Genomic DNA, 17244 nt, shown 5'->3' on the forward strand with positions numbered 1-17244 from the left:
CTGGAAAATGTTGGTTGCGGCCTGTTGGAGCTGGCTGCGGGATTTGACTTTCATCAGGCCACCGCCTTCTGTTCTGCAAACCGGGTCCTCCAGCTCCGGCAGATTCTGGAGCCGTTGTGGGAGAATGGAATTTATCGGTGTTCAATCTCCAGCCCGAGAGAATTTGTGAAATGACCTGTATTTCCATAGGCAGAACAGGAAACTCTCAAGAGTGTTAGCAGCTTTTGAATGACCTCTGCTTTCGAGCTCTAGAACTGGGTCCTGGAGTTCGAGCAGAGCTTTTGGCTACAGTCATCTTTCGATCAGGAAGAATACAGATGTCATTGCTTCTTACCGATTATCTTCAGCCAATCAACTCTTGAGAAGTCACTATCAAATGTGGCAATCTTGGAGATCTCATGCTTAAGACAGGTGGAAGCGATCAATGCATCATTGGGCAATAAATTGTATCTGATCATGATACCCTTCCACTCATTCAGGTCATCATTAATAGGAAGAATTGAGACCTCCCGCTCTTCAATAAGCCTGAACAAGAGATCCAAATCCTCCTTAAAGGGACCATAACCTCTTTGAACAATGGCCTTGCGAAATTCTGAGTAGTTCTTGGTCCCATATCGTTCTTTGCAGAGCTTGCGAAGGGATATGAAGACTAGTTCGCTCAAAACCGTTGATGATGTCGCCAGATCGGATGGCATCAAAATGATCTCTTGGGCGGATTTGCTGAATTTCGTTTGCACTAAAACGCTGTATAGCACATTTGTATCTAGAAAGATCACATCTGGGCCTCTTCTTCAAACTCTTCAAACTCTTCTATAGAGCCTTCGCCAAATGCCCCGAGAAAATCGGAGATATTGAATCTCTTTATCGTGAGCTTCAGCCTCTCTCCCTCCTTAAAATCTACCTCGTGGAGCGGCTTTAGGACGCCACGTTCATAGATGCATTCGATGGTCTTGGATGTGCTCATAATTTGCCCATGGATCTATTTAGCTTGCCGGCTTAAATACTCTTCTCGCTCAAGGCTTCGTGAGATACCCCAGGCACATAGGCCATAACTAATTCTCGCTTCCATCACTCTTATAACATTGCTGGTATCAATTCATGGATTCAGAGCCATTCACGACATATTTTCCCAGATAAATTGACAGTGCTTCATCCATCAGGGAGTTTTCTCTCCTCCCCCCACATAGCCTCGCTAGCCTATGCACTTTACCTGGTGATTAGATTTTCTTCTAAATTGGATATGCGCATTATCGTGGATGATATTTTTGAGAGCTTTATCCACTGTATTACAGGCTATCGGAGCGCTTGGATTCCGTCGGAACTTTTTGATTTAGTCAAGTTCATTGGTCAGGACTATACATTATGAAGGATATTGTGCTATAATGTTAATATATGTTCTATTTAGCCTAACTTTTTATCGATCCAAGATGAATCGAAAGTCAAAAGATACAACTTGGTGATATGAATGAAAATGAATCGTCCAGTCGCGGCGTTTTTGTATGCTCACGTAATCCTTTTCGTCCTGCTATCATCTACAGGGCTGGGTAACGAAAACGTCACAGATTCTGTGAAGTTCGTGGTGATCAGCGACCTTCATTTGGGGCTCAATGAGACAGAGAACACCTACAAAATGTTCCACTATAACGATCAGATCCTGGGAGATATTATAGATGATATCAATTCCATGGGAGATGTGGACTTCGTTATCGTCTCCGGTGATCTGACTAAAGACTCAGAACCTTACAACCATCAGAGGGTTCTGGAGCAGCTGAACGGCCTCAATATACCCTACTATATAGTTCCTGGAAACCACGATGTGTTCAAGGAAGGTCTGCCTGCAGAGAACTGGCCTATCGAAAAGATAGTTGAGTATTACCCCATGCCTTGGCATGAAGGCAATTTCTGGTACAGTGTGGACCCTGTGCAAGGCGTTCACCTTGTTGCACTGGACTCCTCCTCTAATGAAAACCATTCTGCTGACTGGGGTGGCGTTATATCTCAGGAACAGTTGGACTGGTTTGAACAGGACCTGGCAGATAACGAGGAAAAACCACGATAGTAGTCGTGCATCACGCTTTAAATCAGCATGAAGGTGTATCCGATCCTCTCTACTACTGTGATAATGCTGAAGCTGTTAAAGAAATCATGAAATCTCATGATGCCAAGCTGGCCATCTCTGGTCATATTCACATCACAGACATTGCTGAAGAGGATGGGTTATACGAGGTAAGCTGTCCCGCCACTTGCAGTTACCCCTGTGCATACACCGTATGCGAGCTATCAGGGTCTGAATTTACAGTCGAAGTCATTTGGTATGATAACGAGACTGTGAGAGACGTGGCCAAACAGGAATTCATCGATGCGGGAAAGGACGTGGCTCAGGCTGAGGGCGAGCCATCTGACAGAAACGCGGTGTTGAATATAGGAGCCATTATGATCTCACCAGCCATTACCGAGGAGAAGCTAGTGATAGCCCACCGGGGTGCCAGCGGCTACCTGCCCGAGCACACTCTGGAGGCCTATGCCTTGGCCTATGGAATGGGAGCCGATTACATAGAGCCCGACCTGGTGCTGACCAAGGATGGAGTATTCATATGTCTGCACGACATCCATCTGGAGAGCACCACCAATGTGGAAGAGGTCTTCCCCGACAGGGCGAGAGAAGATGGACGCTGGTATGCTGCCGACTTCACCCTCTCAGAGATAAAGCAGCTCAAGGTCCACGAGAGGACCAACACAGACAGCACGGCGGTCTTTGCCGGTAGGTTCCCCCAGAACAACTCCGATTTTGAGGTACCCACCTTCGCAGAGATACTCGAGCTCATTCAGGGCCTCAACAAGGCTACCGGCAGGAACGTGGGGATCTATCCGGAGATCAAGAGCCCCACATGGCACGCTGCCGAGGGGCTCCCCATGGAGGAGAAGCTGCTGGATCTCCTGGCCCAGTATGGTTACGAGGGCCCAAACGCCAGAATATACGTCCAGTCTTCTGAGAACCACTCTTTGAGAATGATGAGAGACGATCTGGGCACCAAGCTTCCTTTGGTACAGCTGGTGGACACCGGAAACAACAGCGATACCGGTGAGAATTACAGCTCCATGATAACTCAGGAAGGCTTGAAGGAGATCGCCACCTTTGCCGATGGCGTTGGCCCGTATAAGATGTACATCGAGGCCAACCCCGAGCTGGTTCAGTGGGCCCACGACGATGGTCTCCAGGTCCACACCTGGACGATGCGCGCCGACAGCCTGCCTGAGAAATATTCGGACTTCACCGAAGAGCTGAACCAGTTCTACTTTGTATACGGAGTGGATGGGCTCTTCACCGACTTCACAGACAGGGCGGTTGCGTTCCTGCAGTCAGCAAATTGATCCTGGATTGGATCATCTTCGGCTTGGCTGAGGCCAATGCTTGAGATAATCCCAGCCAACTCTTTTTCCGGCACCTATCATTCGGCATCGGCCAAAAGCTTTCTACAAAAGCCGCCCTGGTCAGGACGGCAAAATCCGATGACGATGACTGGTTATTGTTCGATCTGCCAGGCCGGCGATCAGGTCATACAATATATCCATGGGAGGCTCATCGGAATAGACTGCTTCCCCTGTCAGGGGATCGATATAGGAATATGCCGTCCTTCCCGTTTTATCATCCTGATAGCTGTAGTAGGTGAATATAGGATGCTGGGTGTCTGGATTCAGGTAGGTGTAGGTCTTCTTGCCGGTGAATGGATCCAGATATTCCAGCAAAGGCAAGCCTGTATCTGGATCGGTATAAGCATCATCCAGCCATTCGCTGAGGTTAAGCTTCCCCTGAATATAGTTGGGATCGGCAATCAATTTGCCGTCCTCTATCCTGCTCCCTCGGGGGACGCCTCCCCAGTTCCATAGATTGCTGCTGTTGTTCTCGACTTTGCTAACGCTGCTTTCCTGAACTGGCTGAGGATTCTCGGCCTTGAAGCTCTCAATCCAGTCCCTGGCAAATTCGCCGCTCACGCTCTGGAATTCGGGTGCGTTCTGGGAGCTGCAAGTGACTGCAAGGAAAAACAGCAGTGAAGTGATCAATATTGCCGCTACAGCAGGGATATTTTTCATTTCAATCCATCCTATCCTATTCGATCTTCCTGGCGGCAACCTCAATCGCCCGGACGACGCTCTCTTGCGGTATTATGGTAGCCACAGGAATGGTGAGCAGCTTTTCCACCGTAGGGCTGACGATAGGAGCGCAGACCAGAGCCGAGGCTCCATCCCTCTCCGCCCTCACCGCGGCAATTATGGCCTCCTCGATGTTGGTTGCCGAATACTCTCTCAATGTCAGCAACCGGTCTCCTATCTTCATCTTCTTCTCGCTGATCTTGTCCAGGACTGGCCGGGCGGCGATGATGGCGATGAAGTCTCCTCCCGAACCCTCCAGCTGGCGGATGGTCTTCACAATCTGGCGCAAAGTGGTGATATTCGGCTCCCGGTGGCCGGAAAGGATCTTATAAAGAGTGCTCTGGGGTATCTCAGAGATCCGGGAGAACTCACGCGCAGAGAGCCCCAGCTCCCCGATAACCTCTTTTAAGGTGTCACGCAGGCTCTCATCCGACTGGAAGGCAGATCTCATAACCCTTTCCACATTTGGCATACTATTGGGTATGCAACAGCTAATATTTGTACTTTTGGGATATAACCTAAACGTGCTCGCCGGATATAATTCTTGTACAAAAAGGATAAAATTTGGTCGCAAATAGAAAATGTTATATTCCCTTTGGTTAAGGTATCTCTCATGGGAGAATATCTGCTCAGATGCGTGAGCGATGGATCGGTTCGGCCTCCATATTCACTTAGCTGCCCTCATGATAGCTCGCTGTTGCGCGCGGAGTACAAATCCAGACAGCTGGAGATAAAGGACCTTCCCGGTATCTGGCGATTCATTGACTGGCTTCCTGTCAAGGGGATTATTGAGAAAGCAACCGGAAGGTCGGTGACCTACAAAAGCCAGGGGCTGGCAAGGGAGCTGGATCTAGAGAACCTTTATATCAGCTTCAATGGCTACTGGCCGGAGAAGCATGCAAGTTTGCCCACCTGTAGCTTCAAGGACCTGGAAGCTGCGCCAACCATGCAGATGCTCCTGGATAAGGGGGAAAGGTCATCACTGGTGGTGGCCTCAGCAGGAAACACCGCCCGCGCATTTGCCCATATAGCATCTCTGACTGGCCAGGAGCTGGTCTTATTTGTTCCGGAAAAAGCTCTGGAAAGAATGTGGACGATTGTACCACCAGGGAGAATAACTCTGATCGCAGTCAAAGGCGATTACCTTGATGCCATTCAGATGGCAGAGAAGGTGCAATCCCGAAAGGGTTTCACCCCCGAGGGAGGGGCGAGGAATATCGCCCGCCGGGATGGAATGGGAACGGTGATGCTGGATGCAGCGGTAACAATTGGACGCACGCCCGATCACTATTTCCAGGCGGTGGGAAGCGGCACTGGAGGCATATCCGCCTGGGAGGCCAGCCTGCGGCTGAAAAACGATGGCCGGTTCCACCCGGAACTTCCTTTGCCCAGGCTGCATCTGGCCCAGAATATACCCAATGCCCCCATCTACTATGCCTGGAAAGCTCTGGAGCCCGAGCCGTACCAGGAGGAGATGTTCGATGATGTCCTGTTCAATCGCAAGCCTCCATTGGACATGCCCGGCGGAGTCAGAGACGCCCTGAAGGCCACGGAGGGCATGGTTTACGGAATCACAGACAGAGAGGCCAGCAAAGCCAGGGACCTATTCGAGCAGTCTGAGGAGATAGATATTCTCAATGCCCCTGCCGTTGCTGTGGCCGCGCTGCAAAAGGCGATAGAAGCGAAGAGCGTCTCCTCAAAGGATATCATACTTCTCAATATAACCGGCGGCGGCATGGCAAGGATGAAAGAGGATCATTCCCGCCATATGCTGCAGCCGGATGTTGCAGTCTCCTCTTGGGAGGATGCAGCCCTATTTCTGGAGGAAGGATCGTGAGCCAGACTATTAGCAATACAATGAGCCGGATAAAGATAGCTGATATAGCTGATATAGCTGATATAGCTGATAAGCCGATGGGCACTGCAATGAGCCAGGCAGCGGTCCGCGATAAGACCAACAGTCAGCCCTTGACGCTCACCGTTCAGGGTGGAGTGGACAAGTGCGGCCACCAGGATCTTGTCCATGAGATAGAGATCTCCCGGGGAGAGATAATAGGAATCGTAGGGCCCACGGGCTCAGGCAAGAGCACTCTTATCTCCGATATAGAGCAGTTTGCTCTAGGAGATACCCCCACTGGGCGCAGCATTCTGATCAATGGCCAGGTGCCGAAAAACGAGCAGCGTTATGACCCGAGAAAGAAGCTGGTCGCCCAGCTCTCCCAGAATATGCACTTCCTGGCGGACATGCAGGTGGGAGAATTCCTGCGGATGCATGCCAAGTCTCGGGGCAAAGATCCTAATCAGGCGGACAAAGTCATCGAGCTGGCCAATACCCTGACCGGTGAGCCCATAAGCCCCGAGTTTCAGCTCACCATTCTCAGCGGCGGCCAATCCCGGGCCCTGATGGTGGCGGACATTGCTGTTATCAGCGACTCGCCAATAGTATTGATAGACGAGATCGAGAACGCGGGAATAAAAAAGCAGGAGGCATTGCGCCTCCTTTCCGGCGAGGGAAAGATAGTGGTGGTGGTAACTCACGATCCTATGCTGGCCCTGATGGCCACCCGCAGGATTGTGATGAAAAACGGGGGCATGACCAAGGTCATCAGCACCAGTAACGAGGAGCAGAGGATCTTTCTGGATATCGAGAGGGTAGACGGCTGGCTCACCGGCCTGCGTGAGACCATCCGTCAGGGCGAGGTAGTAGCTTGAAGATGGTGGTGGTGGCGGGGACGCCGGGATCGGGCAAGACATCAGTTCTCATGCATGCGGTAAAGGATCTGATCAAGGCAGGAGCTGCTCCTGCTCTGGTGAAGATCGACTGCATGTGGACCGAGGACGACCTCCGCTTCAAAAGGCTCGGCCTGCCCGTAGCCGTGGGCCTGTCAAAGGATATGTGTCCCGATCACTATGCCATCTACAATGTGGATGAGATGCTCGGCTGGGCAAAGGAGCAGGGGGCGGGAATCCTGCTAAACGAGACTGCCGGCCTCTGCTTGCGCTGCGCTCCTTATCCGGATCAAGCTCTGGCCATCTGCGTGATCGATGTCACCACCGGCCCCAACAGTCCGCTGAAGGTGGGGCCGCTCCTCACTACCGCCGATGCTGCGGTCATGACCAAGGGCGACCTCGTCTCCCAGGCGGAGAGGGAGGTCTTCAGAGAGCGCATCCTGGAAGCAAATCCCGGTTGCCGGATCATCGAGGCAAACGGCCTGACCGGCAAGGGCTCCTCTGAATTCGCCGAGCTGATCTTGAGCTGGCCGGAGATCTCGGGAGTGATGACCTTGCGGCATAATCCTCCTTTAGCCATCTGCACCTTATGTACCGGCGAGTTGCGCGTCTCCAAGGAGCACCACAGGGGAATGCTCCGTCATCTGGATGGATTCATGGAGTACACCGGCGAATGATGAGGTTGATGAGGTTTGGAGGATCGTGAAGCGGATTGAGAAGCTCCTGCCGGGGTACAACTGCGGGGAGTGCGGATTTTCCAGTTGCCGGGAGTTTGCCGGAAAGCTGGTGGATGTGGCAGGCCTTGTGAGGTGTCCCATCCTCAAGCAGGAGAGGTTCAGTGGCAGGGCGGAGGAGATTGCCGGCCTCCTCGGCTCTTCGGAGAGGACAGAGGAGATAGTAGGCGTTTTGGATGGTCTTATGGCTGACTTCTCTCTATCACCCCTTCCAGGGGAGCCATCCTGCCGGGAGGACCTGCATCCCTTCAATCCCGAGGCCCGGCTTGAGGAGGGCGACATCTTCCGCTACCGGCCGCTGGGCTGTCCCATCACTCATTTTGCCAAAGTGCTCAAATCCAGCCAGGGCGTCGTTACCGTCCATCTGATCGGGCCGGTTCATCTGCTCCTGGGATTGCCTGCGCCCGAGGACATTGGCATATGCCTGGTTTTGGCCTTCGAGGGCACAATATGCCGGGGCAGGAGGCCGGAGGTGGGGGAGACGGTGCGATTTCTGCCCGAGCACTGCATGATGCAGAAGGTGCACTCGGGAGTGGTGGTGCACTCGGAGGGGGAGAGGTTGAGGATAGAAGGGATTGATTTGAAGGTGTGGTAGATAGAGAGCCTCCCGCAAGGAAGCCTAAGAAATAGAGTCGATGCAACTTGACAAAATAATGATTCTTTGCATAGCTTCTAATCCGTCTGCAATAATAGTAAAGGACGGCCTTAATTTTTAGCTCGAACTAACTGAATGTGGGTTTATACGGCAAATCAACTTCCAACATGGCAAAATAGTTATATATCTAATCAGTACCATAATTATTAATGGTGATATGATGGGCATTCTGAGTCAAAAATATTACATAAATTGTTTTTTATTTTTAATAGTTATATCTTCAACGATAGTGTTTTGTGAAGCCATAGATGATAGGATCTACGATGACGATGAGAACTCTCGCTCTGAGGCTGTGGATTTCGGCACGAATTGCATGCGAGGACCAGTAACAAGTATGACCCCCCCAATAACTCAGAATTTCATTATGAAAATAGGCGCTACTATAGAGCAGAGGAATGCAAGAGATGTATACATCAAAGGCTTCGGAAATATGACATTATTGTTTGAGCCAACAGCTAATCCAGATAAGCTTAATGTTAAACTTACAGATATACGTCTGGAGATCTATCCTTTTAATCTACCATTGCCACCAGGTAGTCCACAGAAGATTATTAGATCTAATCGAATTGCATTGGATGGAAGTAACTTCGATATCAAGGCTTTCAATGGAACTTTAGATCGGAGAACAAAGAAGGTGGCCTTGAAATTTGTCATCATTCTGGATCCTGATAAGATCCCAGAAATGAAGGCGCTTGGAATTAGAGAACCTTTAAAGGCGATAGCCATTGAGGAAGGCACTATGGATATCGAAAAAGGTCTTATTGCTACTTATTCAGAGCCATTTAATCTGGGCTCCGGTCCCCAATACATAACCGTGTCAGGAGATCAATTCAGTAGCTGTAAACCCGCCTTTTCAGATTGCTCTTCAGATCCTCTCAGTTGCTGTTCCGGGAGTTGCGTTTTTGGCATATGTGATTGTATTGAGGTTGGAGAAAGAATACCATCTGGATCTTCCGAGGATGTCTGTTGCTCAGGAGATGCAAAGGCGAATTTATGCTGCGCTAAAGATGGGATGGAGACTGATGAATCATATAATTGCTGCGAAGGTCTTACTTATTCAAGAAGATCCGGGCGTTGTCTCACTCCAACCGATGCATGTATAGAAGATGGCTGCCAATGGACAAGATCATCTTGTTCTTGTGAAGAAAGAGATTGTTTGCGGAATCCTTATTGTGTATGGACTGGACGAGATTGTTATTGTGAAGACATGCCTGAGACGGGGTAAGTGAACGAATCAGGTAGAGCCTACTTATTTTATTTTTTCCCTGATAACCAATGGCGTGGATTCTGGCAAGGGCTATTCGGAGCTGGCGGATTTGATAACGAGTTAGCCAGATCTATGCCTGGTTTTGGCCTTTGAGGGAACTGTCTGCCGGGGCAGGAGGCCGGAGGTGGGGGAGACGGTGCGATTTCTGTCCGAGCACTACATGATGCAGAAGGTGCACTCGGGAGCGGTGGTGCACTCCGAAGGGATGCGAGGGAGGATCGAGGGAATCGATTTGAAGGTGCATTGATATAATCTAAAATTTTTTATTTAAATTCCGTTTGCCAAGCCTTCTGGGTTAAGCTTTTCTCCTTCTTGATCCCTGCCACAGACAGGAATTCAATGAGAGAATGACATTGATGCGGGCTGTATTCATGCGGCAAGAAGTTGAAGACCAGAGTGAATTGGAGCAGAAAGGGCTTCTTGATGATTGCCCTGGCAGGAGATATGATCTGATCGTCATAGGCGCAGGTCCCGCAGGCCTATTTTGCGCCATAAACTGCCGGCAGAACGCCAGAAATGATGATCATCGAAGAGATAACAGGCGTATCCTCATCCTTGAAAAGAAAGGATCCCCCGGAAGGAAGCTTCTCCTATCCGGCTCCGGCCAATGCAACATAACCCATGAGGGAGAAATCCGCAACTTCCTCAATCACTACGGAGAGCATGGCCGATTTCTTCGGCCGGCCATCATGGGCTTCACAAACCAGGATCTCATCTATTACTTTAAGGCAAAAGGGCTCGAAATGGCAAGCGAGCCCAGTGGCAAGATATTTCCCCAGACCCGCAGGTCAAAGGATGTGCTCGACATCCTGATCGAGGACTGCAAGAAGGCTGATATTGAAATCCAATGCCGGAAGGATGTCAGGACTGTCAACAGAATAGAGGACGGATTCGCTCTCTTGGGTGACGGCTTTAGTTATCGATCCTCCATTCTGGTCATTGCCACCGGCGGATGCTCCTATCCTGCCACAGGTTCCTCTGGAGACGGCTATAGATTCGCTCGCTCCCTCGGCCACAGGCTGACAGAGATCGGGCCAGCTCTGACCCCAGTTATCATAAAAGACTATCCATTCCATGATCTAGCAGGTATATCGTTAGACAATATAAAAATTTCTTTAAATAATCTCAAGAAGACCAGGGAAGGACAGGGCGACATTCTGCTCACTCACGAAGGGCTTTCCGGTCCTGCTATTCTTGACCTGTCCCGGTATATCCAGCCAGAAGATATCTTGAAGCTCTCTTTTGTCCCTAAAGAGAAGCGTGCAGATCTGGAAGGATGGTTTCTAGAGTTATCTGGAAAGGAGGGTAGCCGCACGGTAAAGTCGCTCCTATCCAGTATTCCCTGCTCCGTCCCTCTGCCATCCAGGCTGATTGGGCGAATTATTGAGATCTGTGGGATCGATCCAGATCTCGGCCTCTCTCAACTGAGAAGAAGGGAACGAATGCATCTGGTAGATATTCTGGTCGGCCTGCCGCTTACCGTATCAAGGCCGGACGGCTTTGAAGCGGCCATGGTCACAAGGGGAGGAGTGGACTGGAGAGAGGTCAATCCCAAGACGATGCAATCAAGACTGGTAAAGGGGTTATATCTGGCAGGAGAGGTGCTCGATGTGGATGGCGATACAGGAGGATACAACTTGCAGTCCTGTTTTTCCACAGCAATGCTGGCTGCCAGAAGCATAAGAAAGAGCTGGGATGGCAAAATGAATTAGCCTCTCAAATGAAGAGCATTGCGACCTGGGAAAATGAATATTAGCCTTTAAAGCCTAATTCTCTGGCTTTGGCGAGGGCCACATCCGCTTCTGCTTTACGATTAAGATCATTGAGTGCCAGATGCTTCTGGTACCATGCATCTACATAATGAGGATCTAGTTCAATGGCTCTATCCAGATATACCAAGGCATCCTTGTGCTTATTCTGGCAATTAAATGCCCAGCCCTTTATGGTCCAGCAGGAGACATGTCTTGGATTGATTCGCAAAGCCTCATCCAGACATGCATGAGATTCTTTGTACTTCTTCAATTTAATAAGGGCATAGCCTTTTGAACACCAAGCTCTCGGCAAGTTGGGATTTAGCTTTAGGGCCTCATTGTAGCAATTGATTGCATCTTTATAGGACCCTTTTTTAACAAGCTCATGTCCCTTATTTACCCACTGATTAGGAATATCAGGCTCAAATGGATCTGTTTCATGCCCGCTCGGTCCTGTAGAAAATGGATCAGTTCCAGTCCAACTACCCGCATTTTGGTCGTATGGGTCAGTATTTTTCATGCGGATAAGCCCATGTTCTTGCTGTATAGCTTTTGTGCCTGAAGAAGAGGTGCAGTTTTATCCGAAGTCACAGGCCTGGCAGTCTCTTGCCATTTCCCTCGAAACAGCTATATCATAACACGGCATATTGGATGGACATGGCAAACGACAATACCATCAAGAACCTGATCATTCTGGCCCTGGCAGTCATAATCGTCATCGCCATCTGGAGAGCCATCTGGTACCTGGCAGGAGTGGCAGTATTCATCCTCCTGGTCTACTTCGTCTACCAGCTTCTCAAGGGCAAGCTGTGATTGCTGCGCTGCTACCAGCAAAATGCCGCAGGAGACCGCAGAAGCGATCCTGCCTCCCAACCCGGCGGCAAAAGATCGACCGGTCCATAATGTCATTTGGGCTGTAATTGCCCTACCATCTCGGCCCTGATAAAGCCCTCTTACCAAGACTTGTCAGCCCTGCGGCAGTTATGCCGTTAGGGAGACTGGAGCCCTCCATATCTGCTTCGCTCAGGGTCTTGACAAACCCCTGCATCTCCAGTCCTCCCAGTCGCGCGCCGAGCTCCTCTGGATCTATATTTGCCATGGAGAGAATCCTATCCGCTTTGGGATAGGGCACCTTGAGGCTGGCAATTGCTTTTATGATATCGAAGTCTGTTGTATCCATCGTTTGTCAACCGAGGACAATTAAAGAGATGCAAAGTTATAGTTATTGTTCTTCTCAGGGCAGGAAATAGATTTAACTCTAGCAGGCGAAAACAACCCCGAATGAAGCCAATAGATCGGGTTACGGAGACTGCAGAGAAGATCAGCAGCATGGAGATCAGAGGTGCAGGGAGAATTGCCACTGCCGCAGCTGCCTCTCTGAAGGAATATGCTCTGGCCGTCCAGGCGGAGAGCTTCGAGGACTTCAACCAGAAGACCGCGGTTGCCGCAGACCTGCTCCTCAAGACCAGGCCCACGGCAGTCTCCCTTTCCAATGCCATAAGAATGGTGATGAAGTATAAGGCAGATGACATCGATGGCGCCCGCCAGGCCATAGCCACCAATGCAGATCGCTTCATCGAGAACTCCCAGAAAGCGGTGGAGAAGATCGGCCAGATCGGCAGTAAGAGGATCAGAGAAGGGGATACTGTCCTCACCCACTGCAACTCAAATGCCGCCATCTCCGTGATCAGTGCTGCCCATAAATCCGGAAAGAATATCAAGGTGATAGCCACCGAATCCCGCCCCAGATTCCAGGGAATCACCACCATCGGCATGCTCGACCAGATGGGCATAGAGACGGAGCTGATCGTGGACTCGGCGGTGCGGAGCGTTATGAACGACGTGGACCTGGTGGTGGTGGGAGCGGATGTGATAACCGCCAACGGCACCCTGGTCAATAAGATCGGCACCGCCCAGATCGCCCTGTGCGCCCGCGAGGCCAGGACCAGCTTCATGGTGGCTGCCGAGACCTATAAGTTCAGCCCGGAGACGATTTTAGGGGAGCTGGTCACCATCGAGGAGCGTGAGGCCACAGAAGTACTGGCCGATATCTCCAAATACAAACACGTCAGGGTGCGCAACCCCGCCTTCGATGTCACCCCCCATCAGTACATCGACCTGATCTGCACTGAGGCAGGGGCCATATCGCCGGAGATGAGCTACTTGATCATCCGGGAACGGCTGGGCTGGGAGATGAAAGTGGAGAGCAGCTGAGTGAGATGAAGATGAATTGAAGGTCATGATCGATGATCAATAAAAGGTGATGGAGACCAGATCATCTCCTGCCCCCAACCAAATCCTCGCATTATTGTTTCACAGCATTATCTCATAGCTGTCCTTATGCGGATTTATGAGCAGCTTTTCTGCAATCTCCCGGGCAGTGATCTCCGCCTCCGGCCGGAGGAGCCTGAAGTACAGCTTCCAGACGGTCGCCTTCTTCACGTCCACCACATTCTGGTAGCCTAACCTCTTTCTGAGCCTGTCCCTGATGGCAATTGCCTCGCCATCCTCTATATGCAGGGCAACCTTAACCGGCACATAGCCCTCCTCGAACTCCAGCCGGTCAATCAGGATCTTATGGCTCTCTTTGTTCTCATTGACCAGCTCCCGGGCAAAAGCCCTGGCCAGTTCCTCAGGATCCCCGGAATCGACCTGGATGGAAATGAGCCGCTCCTTTTTCACATCCTCTAAAACCTTTCCATAGCTCAGTCGCCGGACAAGGGTGTTCTTCACCGTGGCCGCTTCTGCATCCGGTATCTTCAGCCAGACGCGCAGATTGATCAACATGACTCCACCTCTATGTAGCGCTTCATCGACTCAAAGATCCTCCTTCCAGGACCCGGCTCATTGGGCCTGTGCTTTCTCGGATCGAAGGAGGGAAGCTGCCAGGCAAAGAACGCCCTCTCCGGATGGGGCATCATTCCCAGGACGTTTCCTTCTGGATTGCAGATGGCAGCAATGCTCTCTGTGCTGCCGTTAACATTCACCGGGAACTCGTCTATCACCCGGCCGTTGCGGTCGCAGTAGCGGAAGACCACCTGCTCCTGATCATTGAGCTTCTTGATCAGGCCAGGCGATGCAGTTACCAGGTTTCCTTCTCCATGGGCTATCGGTATCTTCAGGAGAGCGCCCATCTCAATCTGGTACGAGCCGCTGCACCTTCTGGATGAGGCATCGTGCCGCAGGTACACCCAGTCGCAGTAGTAGCCCCGGCGGACGATCTCTCCTTTGGAGACCATCACATTCTGGGCCAGAGCCATCTGTACCTTTCCCGTGCCAGGGACCAGACCAGGCAACAGGCCAGTCTCGACCAGGATCTGAAAGCCATTGCAGATTCCCAGAATCGGCTTACCTAATGCCGCCTCCTCTTTCAGAGCCTTCAAGACCGGCTCCTTGGAGGCGACGGCTCCCGCCCTAACCCTATCCTGATAGGAGAATCCTCCCGGAATGATGAATCCATCAAAGCCGGACAGCTCCTCCTCTGGCCGGTTCCAGCGGAAGATCTCGCCCTCCATGCCCACCTCTTTGACTGCCACCAGGGTTTCGAACTCGCAGTTCGTCCCGGGGAACTGCATCACTGCGATCTTCATCTCATCGCCTCCGCGAGGCCACGGGTCCATGCATTCCTCGCCAGATCCAGGTCCAGGTCGGCCACCGTCTCCCCCTTTCTGGTTATCCTGATCCTTCTTTTCGCCGTCACCCTGCCGATCTTTGCCGGCAGGAGGTCGTAGCTTTTCAGTAGCTCCTCCAGCCTCTTCTCCTTTCCTGCTTTTGCTTCCAGAAGGAATCCCGAAGACTCTGAGAAAAGCAGCTTATCGGTTCTCAGATCCAAGTCGCCGCACACCACACAATCCAGGTCCAGCTCCAGGCCGAACTTAGCCGGCCGGGTTACGGCCATCTCCATTGCCGTCGCCGCCAGCCCGCCATTGGATATGTCATGGGCTGCAGCAATCAAGCCCTCATCAATGGCATCGATGACGGCATAGATCATGCTCCTCTCCAGGTCAAATCGAACCCGAGGAACATTCGCTCCCATCACTCCGAGGATGGTCTGATAATACTCCGAGCCTCCCAGCTCATCAAACCGGGGGCCGATGAGATAAAGCTCCTCGCCCGCCGCCTTCAGATCCATAGTGATCGCTTTATCGAAATCCCTTATGATTCCCACACAGGCGATCACAGGCGAGGGGTCCACAGAACCCTGGGGAGACTCATTGTAGAAGCTCACATTTCCTGAGACTATGGGCACGGGAATTCTCTCATCCTTATAGTCCTTCAGCCAGAGGTTCTTGCAGGACTCGGCCAATCCCTTCACCCCTTCCCGAAACTCCCAGAAGGCCTCGGGCTTCTCCGGATTGCCGTAGTTCAGGCAGTCGGTGAGAGTGGCTGGCGTCGCGCCTATGGCAGCCACATTTCTCATCGCCTCAGCCACTGAGGTCGCTCCCCCCCAATAGGGGCTGATCCGGCCGTAAAAGGGATTGGAGTCCACGGCCAGTGCCACGCCGAACCTCTCCCCCCGCACTGGTGCGATGAGCCCTGCATCCGCCTCGCCCGGCCTGATCACCGCATTGCCCATGACCTCGGTATCGTAGTATCGGTAGATATGCTCCCTTGAGGCGATGTTCGGCGAATTCAGGATCTTGAGCAGAACCTCATTGTAGTCCTCAGGCTCTTGGGTTTCGGGCTCAGATTCGCTATAGATCCTCTCGGATTCAGCCCTTTGGTAGCGGATGCCCGCTGTGAGGTGCTGGATGGGCACATCGCATACCGTCTCTCCCTTATGCCGGACGACAAACCTGTCGCCGGTATTGATCTTGCCCACAACACTCGCCCTTGCCCCCTCGTAGACGTTGGGCAGATCCCAGTCCTCATTGTAGATATTCAGGATCTTCTCTCTCAGCTCTTCAGGGGCGATGATCAAGAAACGCTCCTGGGTCTCGGCTATGCTCAGCACCTCAGAAGGAAAGTCTGCTGCTTTGTGCATTTCGTCCAGGTCGATCTCCATGCCAAAGCCTCCCGCAGCCCCCATCTCCGATGTGGCACAGGTGAAGCCCCCGCCACCAAGGTCTTTGAACCCGATCTCGATTCCCGATTCCCGCACCATGCGGAATAGATCGCTGTTCGCCTTAAAGAGGACGTTCTTCAGGAAAGGATCAGGGATCTGCACTGCTCCCCGGTTGGTCTCCTCGTCCTCCTCTCGCAGAGCCTCAGAGGCAAAGGTGACCCCGCCCAACCCACTTGCGTCTGTGGGCTTGCCCACCAGGATAACGTCATAGCTTTTCTCCCCCGCCAGCGGCGGAGCGCGGGATCGGATAATCTGGTCGCGCCGGACTATTCCCAGGGACACCACGTTCACCAGGCAGTTATCGTCGAAGCTCTCACTAAAGACCACATCCCCGGCTATGTTCGGCACGCCCAGGGCATTGCCGTACTGCCAGATTCCGTCCACCACCCCCTCTGCCACCCAGCGAACCTTGCTGGCCTTGGGGCCGAAAGGATCTCCGAAGCGCAGAGGGTCCGCGGTGGCAACCACAGTTGCCCCCATGCAGTTCACATCGCGGACGATTCCCCCGATGCCCGTTGCTGCCCCCTCATTTGGCAGGATCTGACTGGGATGGTTGTGGCTCTCATGGGATATGACCACGCACCATTTGTCATCTATGGCCACTATTCCCGAGTCCTCGACCGGGCCCATTACTACATTGGGGGCATCTGAGGGCAGGAATTCCTTTAAAGTGGCGCGGGAGCTCTTGTAAGAGCAATGCTCCGACCACATGGCATCGTAGCAGAATAGCTCGGTGAGGGTTGGATCGCGGCCCAGAACCTGGGCGATGGAACGCGCTTCATCGACGGACATGCCTATGCCCGCCCCGCGGAGACTTGATTCTACTTCAGGATCGGCAAGACCGATTATCTTCAATTGGGTACACCTCTGGTAGCTAATCTTATGCATAC

20 protein-coding genes are annotated in these 17244 nt (G+C 51.9%); 11 read left to right on the plus strand and 9 right to left on the minus strand.

The annotated features are described in order from the left end of the window. Nucleotides 1-320: 320 nt before the first annotated feature. Both BP727_RS01875 and BP727_RS01880 read right to left on the minus strand, forming a co-directional pair. On the minus strand, nucleotides 321-776 hold the full coding sequence (locus BP727_RS01875; protein ID WP_273278793.1) for a PIN domain-containing protein: 456 nt from the start codon (nucleotides 774-776) through the stop codon (nucleotides 321-323). Beyond that, nucleotides 773-964 carry an antitoxin family protein gene (locus tag BP727_RS01880; RefSeq protein WP_273278794.1) on the minus strand — a complete coding sequence of 64 codons (192 nt, stop codon included), beginning with the start codon at nucleotides 962-964 and terminating at the stop codon, nucleotides 773-775. The genes BP727_RS01875 and BP727_RS01880 overlap by 4 nt, the downstream gene beginning before the upstream one ends. Before the next feature lie 507 nt (nucleotides 965-1471). Here BP727_RS01880 and BP727_RS01885 point away from each other — a divergent pair. Both BP727_RS01885 and glpQ read left to right on the plus strand, forming a co-directional pair. After that, nucleotides 1472-2059 (plus strand): metallophosphoesterase family protein, encoded by a 588-nt coding sequence (locus BP727_RS01885; protein WP_286857116.1) that lies wholly within the window; start codon nucleotides 1472-1474, stop codon nucleotides 2057-2059. 86 nt (nucleotides 2060-2145) lie between these two features. Then, on the plus strand, nucleotides 2146-3372 hold the full coding sequence (gene glpQ, locus BP727_RS01890) for a glycerophosphodiester phosphodiesterase (protein WP_286857119.1): 1227 nt from the start codon (nucleotides 2146-2148) through the stop codon (nucleotides 3370-3372). Between the two features lie 120 nt (nucleotides 3373-3492). On the opposite strand, the gene BP727_RS01895 is transcribed toward glpQ, so the two are convergent. Both BP727_RS01895 and BP727_RS01900 read right to left on the minus strand, forming a co-directional pair. Then, nucleotides 3493-4092 carry a hypothetical protein gene (locus tag BP727_RS01895; RefSeq protein WP_286857121.1) on the minus strand — a complete coding sequence of 200 codons (600 nt, stop codon included), beginning with the start codon at nucleotides 4090-4092 and terminating at the stop codon, nucleotides 3493-3495. A gap of 16 nt (nucleotides 4093-4108) precedes the next feature. Further along, on the minus strand, nucleotides 4109-4624 hold the full coding sequence (locus tag BP727_RS01900) for a helix-turn-helix domain-containing protein (RefSeq protein WP_286857123.1): 516 nt from the start codon (nucleotides 4622-4624) through the stop codon (nucleotides 4109-4111). 141 nt (nucleotides 4625-4765) lie between these two features. Between BP727_RS01900 and BP727_RS01905 the strand changes: the two genes are divergently transcribed. The 7 genes from BP727_RS01905 to BP727_RS01935 all read left to right on the plus strand — a co-directional run bounded on the left by BP727_RS01905 (nucleotide 4766) and on the right by BP727_RS01935 (nucleotide 11250). Further along, entirely contained in the window at nucleotides 4766-5989 is a 1224-nt protein-coding gene (locus tag BP727_RS01905) for a cysteate synthase (RefSeq protein ID WP_013718157.1), read from the plus strand. Between the two features lie 89 nt (nucleotides 5990-6078). Beyond that, nucleotides 6079-6864, plus strand: coding sequence for an ATP-binding cassette domain-containing protein (locus tag BP727_RS01910; protein WP_048132734.1), 786 nt, complete (start codon nucleotides 6079-6081; stop codon nucleotides 6862-6864). After that, nucleotides 6861-7559, plus strand: a complete 699-nt coding sequence (locus BP727_RS01915; protein WP_013718159.1) for a GTP-binding protein — start codon at nucleotides 6861-6863, stop codon at nucleotides 7557-7559. The genes BP727_RS01910 and BP727_RS01915 overlap by 4 nt, the downstream gene beginning before the upstream one ends. Continuing rightward, nucleotides 7531-8211 (plus strand): (Fe-S)-binding protein, encoded by a 681-nt coding sequence (locus BP727_RS01920; RefSeq protein WP_013718160.1) that lies wholly within the window; start codon nucleotides 7531-7533, stop codon nucleotides 8209-8211. The genes BP727_RS01915 and BP727_RS01920 overlap by 29 nt, the downstream gene beginning before the upstream one ends. 217 nt (nucleotides 8212-8428) lie before the next feature. Continuing rightward, nucleotides 8429-9496 (plus strand): hypothetical protein, encoded by a 1068-nt coding sequence (locus BP727_RS01925; RefSeq protein ID WP_013718161.1) that lies wholly within the window; start codon nucleotides 8429-8431, stop codon nucleotides 9494-9496. Nucleotides 9497-9620: 124 nt separating this feature from the next. Next, nucleotides 9621-9785 (plus strand): hypothetical protein, encoded by a 165-nt coding sequence (locus BP727_RS01930; protein ID WP_013718162.1) that lies wholly within the window; start codon nucleotides 9621-9623, stop codon nucleotides 9783-9785. A 100-nt stretch (nucleotides 9786-9885) separates the two neighbouring features. Then, complete coding sequence (locus tag BP727_RS01935; RefSeq protein ID WP_286857129.1) at nucleotides 9886-11250, plus strand: NAD(P)/FAD-dependent oxidoreductase; 1365 nt, start codon at nucleotides 9886-9888, stop codon at nucleotides 11248-11250. Between the two features lie 40 nt (nucleotides 11251-11290). Here BP727_RS01935 and BP727_RS01940 read toward each other — a convergent pair whose 3' ends face one another. Then, on the minus strand, nucleotides 11291-11809 hold the full coding sequence (locus BP727_RS01940) for a tetratricopeptide repeat protein (RefSeq protein WP_013718164.1): 519 nt from the start codon (nucleotides 11807-11809) through the stop codon (nucleotides 11291-11293). Nucleotides 11810-11946: 137 nt separating this feature from the next. Here BP727_RS01940 and BP727_RS01945 point away from each other — a divergent pair, with 137 nt between their 5' ends. Next, nucleotides 11947-12102 (plus strand): hypothetical protein, encoded by a 156-nt coding sequence (locus tag BP727_RS01945; RefSeq protein WP_157863604.1) that lies wholly within the window; start codon nucleotides 11947-11949, stop codon nucleotides 12100-12102. A 112-nt stretch (nucleotides 12103-12214) separates the two neighbouring features. Here BP727_RS01945 and BP727_RS01950 read toward each other — a convergent pair whose 3' ends face one another. Beyond that, nucleotides 12215-12469 (minus strand): hypothetical protein, encoded by a 255-nt coding sequence (locus BP727_RS01950; protein ID WP_048131610.1) that lies wholly within the window; start codon nucleotides 12467-12469, stop codon nucleotides 12215-12217. Nucleotides 12470-12570: 101 nt separating this feature from the next. On the opposite strand from BP727_RS01950, the gene BP727_RS01955 reads away from it, so the two are divergent. Then, the gene (locus BP727_RS01955) at nucleotides 12571-13503 is read left to right on the plus strand and encodes a ribose 1,5-bisphosphate isomerase (RefSeq protein WP_013718165.1); all 933 of its coding nucleotides are present in this window, start codon (nucleotides 12571-12573) and stop codon (nucleotides 13501-13503) included. Nucleotides 13504-13602: 99 nt separating this feature from the next. Here BP727_RS01955 and BP727_RS01960 read toward each other — a convergent pair whose 3' ends face one another. From BP727_RS01960 to purL, 3 genes are read right to left on the minus strand one after another with little or no spacing between them, the layout of a single operon-like run. Next, nucleotides 13603-14076, minus strand: coding sequence for a phosphoribosylformylglycinamidine synthase subunit PurS (locus BP727_RS01960; protein WP_013718166.1), 474 nt, complete (start codon nucleotides 14074-14076; stop codon nucleotides 13603-13605). Next, on the minus strand, nucleotides 14070-14879 hold the full coding sequence (gene purQ / locus BP727_RS01965; RefSeq protein WP_286857134.1) for a phosphoribosylformylglycinamidine synthase I: 810 nt from the start codon (nucleotides 14877-14879) through the stop codon (nucleotides 14070-14072). The genes BP727_RS01960 and purQ overlap by 7 nt, the downstream gene beginning before the upstream one ends. Beyond that, nucleotides 14876-17209 carry a phosphoribosylformylglycinamidine synthase subunit PurL gene (gene purL / locus BP727_RS01970; RefSeq protein WP_286857136.1) on the minus strand — a complete coding sequence of 778 codons (2334 nt, stop codon included), beginning with the start codon at nucleotides 17207-17209 and terminating at the stop codon, nucleotides 14876-14878. The genes purQ and purL overlap by 4 nt, the downstream gene beginning before the upstream one ends. Nucleotides 17210-17244: the final 35 nt, after the last annotated feature.

This window comes from Methanosaeta sp. UBA356, assembly GCF_002496465.1.
Taxonomy (GTDB): domain Archaea; phylum Halobacteriota; class Methanosarcinia; order Methanotrichales; family Methanotrichaceae; genus Methanothrix; species Methanothrix soehngenii.

What these genes read in the sequence shown, in the direction of transcription:
- BP727_RS01910 (WP_048132734.1), top strand. Translation starts at nt 6,079, where the DNA reads ATGAGCCAGGCAGCGGTCCGCGATAAGACCAACAGTCAGCCCTTGACG.
- BP727_RS01900 (WP_286857123.1), bottom strand. Translation starts at nt 4,624, where the DNA reads ATGCCAAATGTGGAAAGGGTTATGAGATCTGCCTTCCAGTCGGATGAG.
- BP727_RS01885 (WP_286857116.1), top strand. Translation starts at nt 1,472, where the DNA reads ATGAATCGTCCAGTCGCGGCGTTTTTGTATGCTCACGTAATCCTTTTC.
- glpQ (WP_286857119.1), top strand. Translation starts at nt 2,146, where the DNA reads ATGAAATCTCATGATGCCAAGCTGGCCATCTCTGGTCATATTCACATC.
- BP727_RS01950 (WP_048131610.1), bottom strand. Translation starts at nt 12,469, where the DNA reads ATGGATACAACAGACTTCGATATCATAAAAGCAATTGCCAGCCTCAAG.
- BP727_RS01945 (WP_157863604.1), top strand. Translation starts at nt 11,947, where the DNA reads ATGGCAAACGACAATACCATCAAGAACCTGATCATTCTGGCCCTGGCA.
- BP727_RS01880 (WP_273278794.1), bottom strand. Translation starts at nt 964, where the DNA reads ATGAGCACATCCAAGACCATCGAATGCATCTATGAACGTGGCGTCCTA.
- BP727_RS01955 (WP_013718165.1), top strand. Translation starts at nt 12,571, where the DNA reads ATGAAGCCAATAGATCGGGTTACGGAGACTGCAGAGAAGATCAGCAGC.
- BP727_RS01940 (WP_013718164.1), bottom strand. Translation starts at nt 11,809, where the DNA reads ATGAAAAATACTGACCCATACGACCAAAATGCGGGTAGTTGGACTGGA.
- BP727_RS01925 (WP_013718161.1), top strand. Translation starts at nt 8,429, where the DNA reads ATGATGGGCATTCTGAGTCAAAAATATTACATAAATTGTTTTTTATTT.
- BP727_RS01920 (WP_013718160.1), top strand. Translation starts at nt 7,531, where the DNA reads ATGGATTCATGGAGTACACCGGCGAATGATGAGGTTGATGAGGTTTGG.
- BP727_RS01960 (WP_013718166.1), bottom strand. Translation starts at nt 14,076, where the DNA reads ATGTTGATCAATCTGCGCGTCTGGCTGAAGATACCGGATGCAGAAGCG.
- BP727_RS01905 (WP_013718157.1), top strand. Translation starts at nt 4,766, where the DNA reads ATGGGAGAATATCTGCTCAGATGCGTGAGCGATGGATCGGTTCGGCCT.
- purQ (WP_286857134.1), bottom strand. Translation starts at nt 14,879, where the DNA reads ATGAAGATCGCAGTGATGCAGTTCCCCGGGACGAACTGCGAGTTCGAA.
- BP727_RS01935 (WP_286857129.1), top strand. Translation starts at nt 9,886, where the DNA reads ATGACATTGATGCGGGCTGTATTCATGCGGCAAGAAGTTGAAGACCAG.
- BP727_RS01895 (WP_286857121.1), bottom strand. Translation starts at nt 4,092, where the DNA reads ATGAAAAATATCCCTGCTGTAGCGGCAATATTGATCACTTCACTGCTG.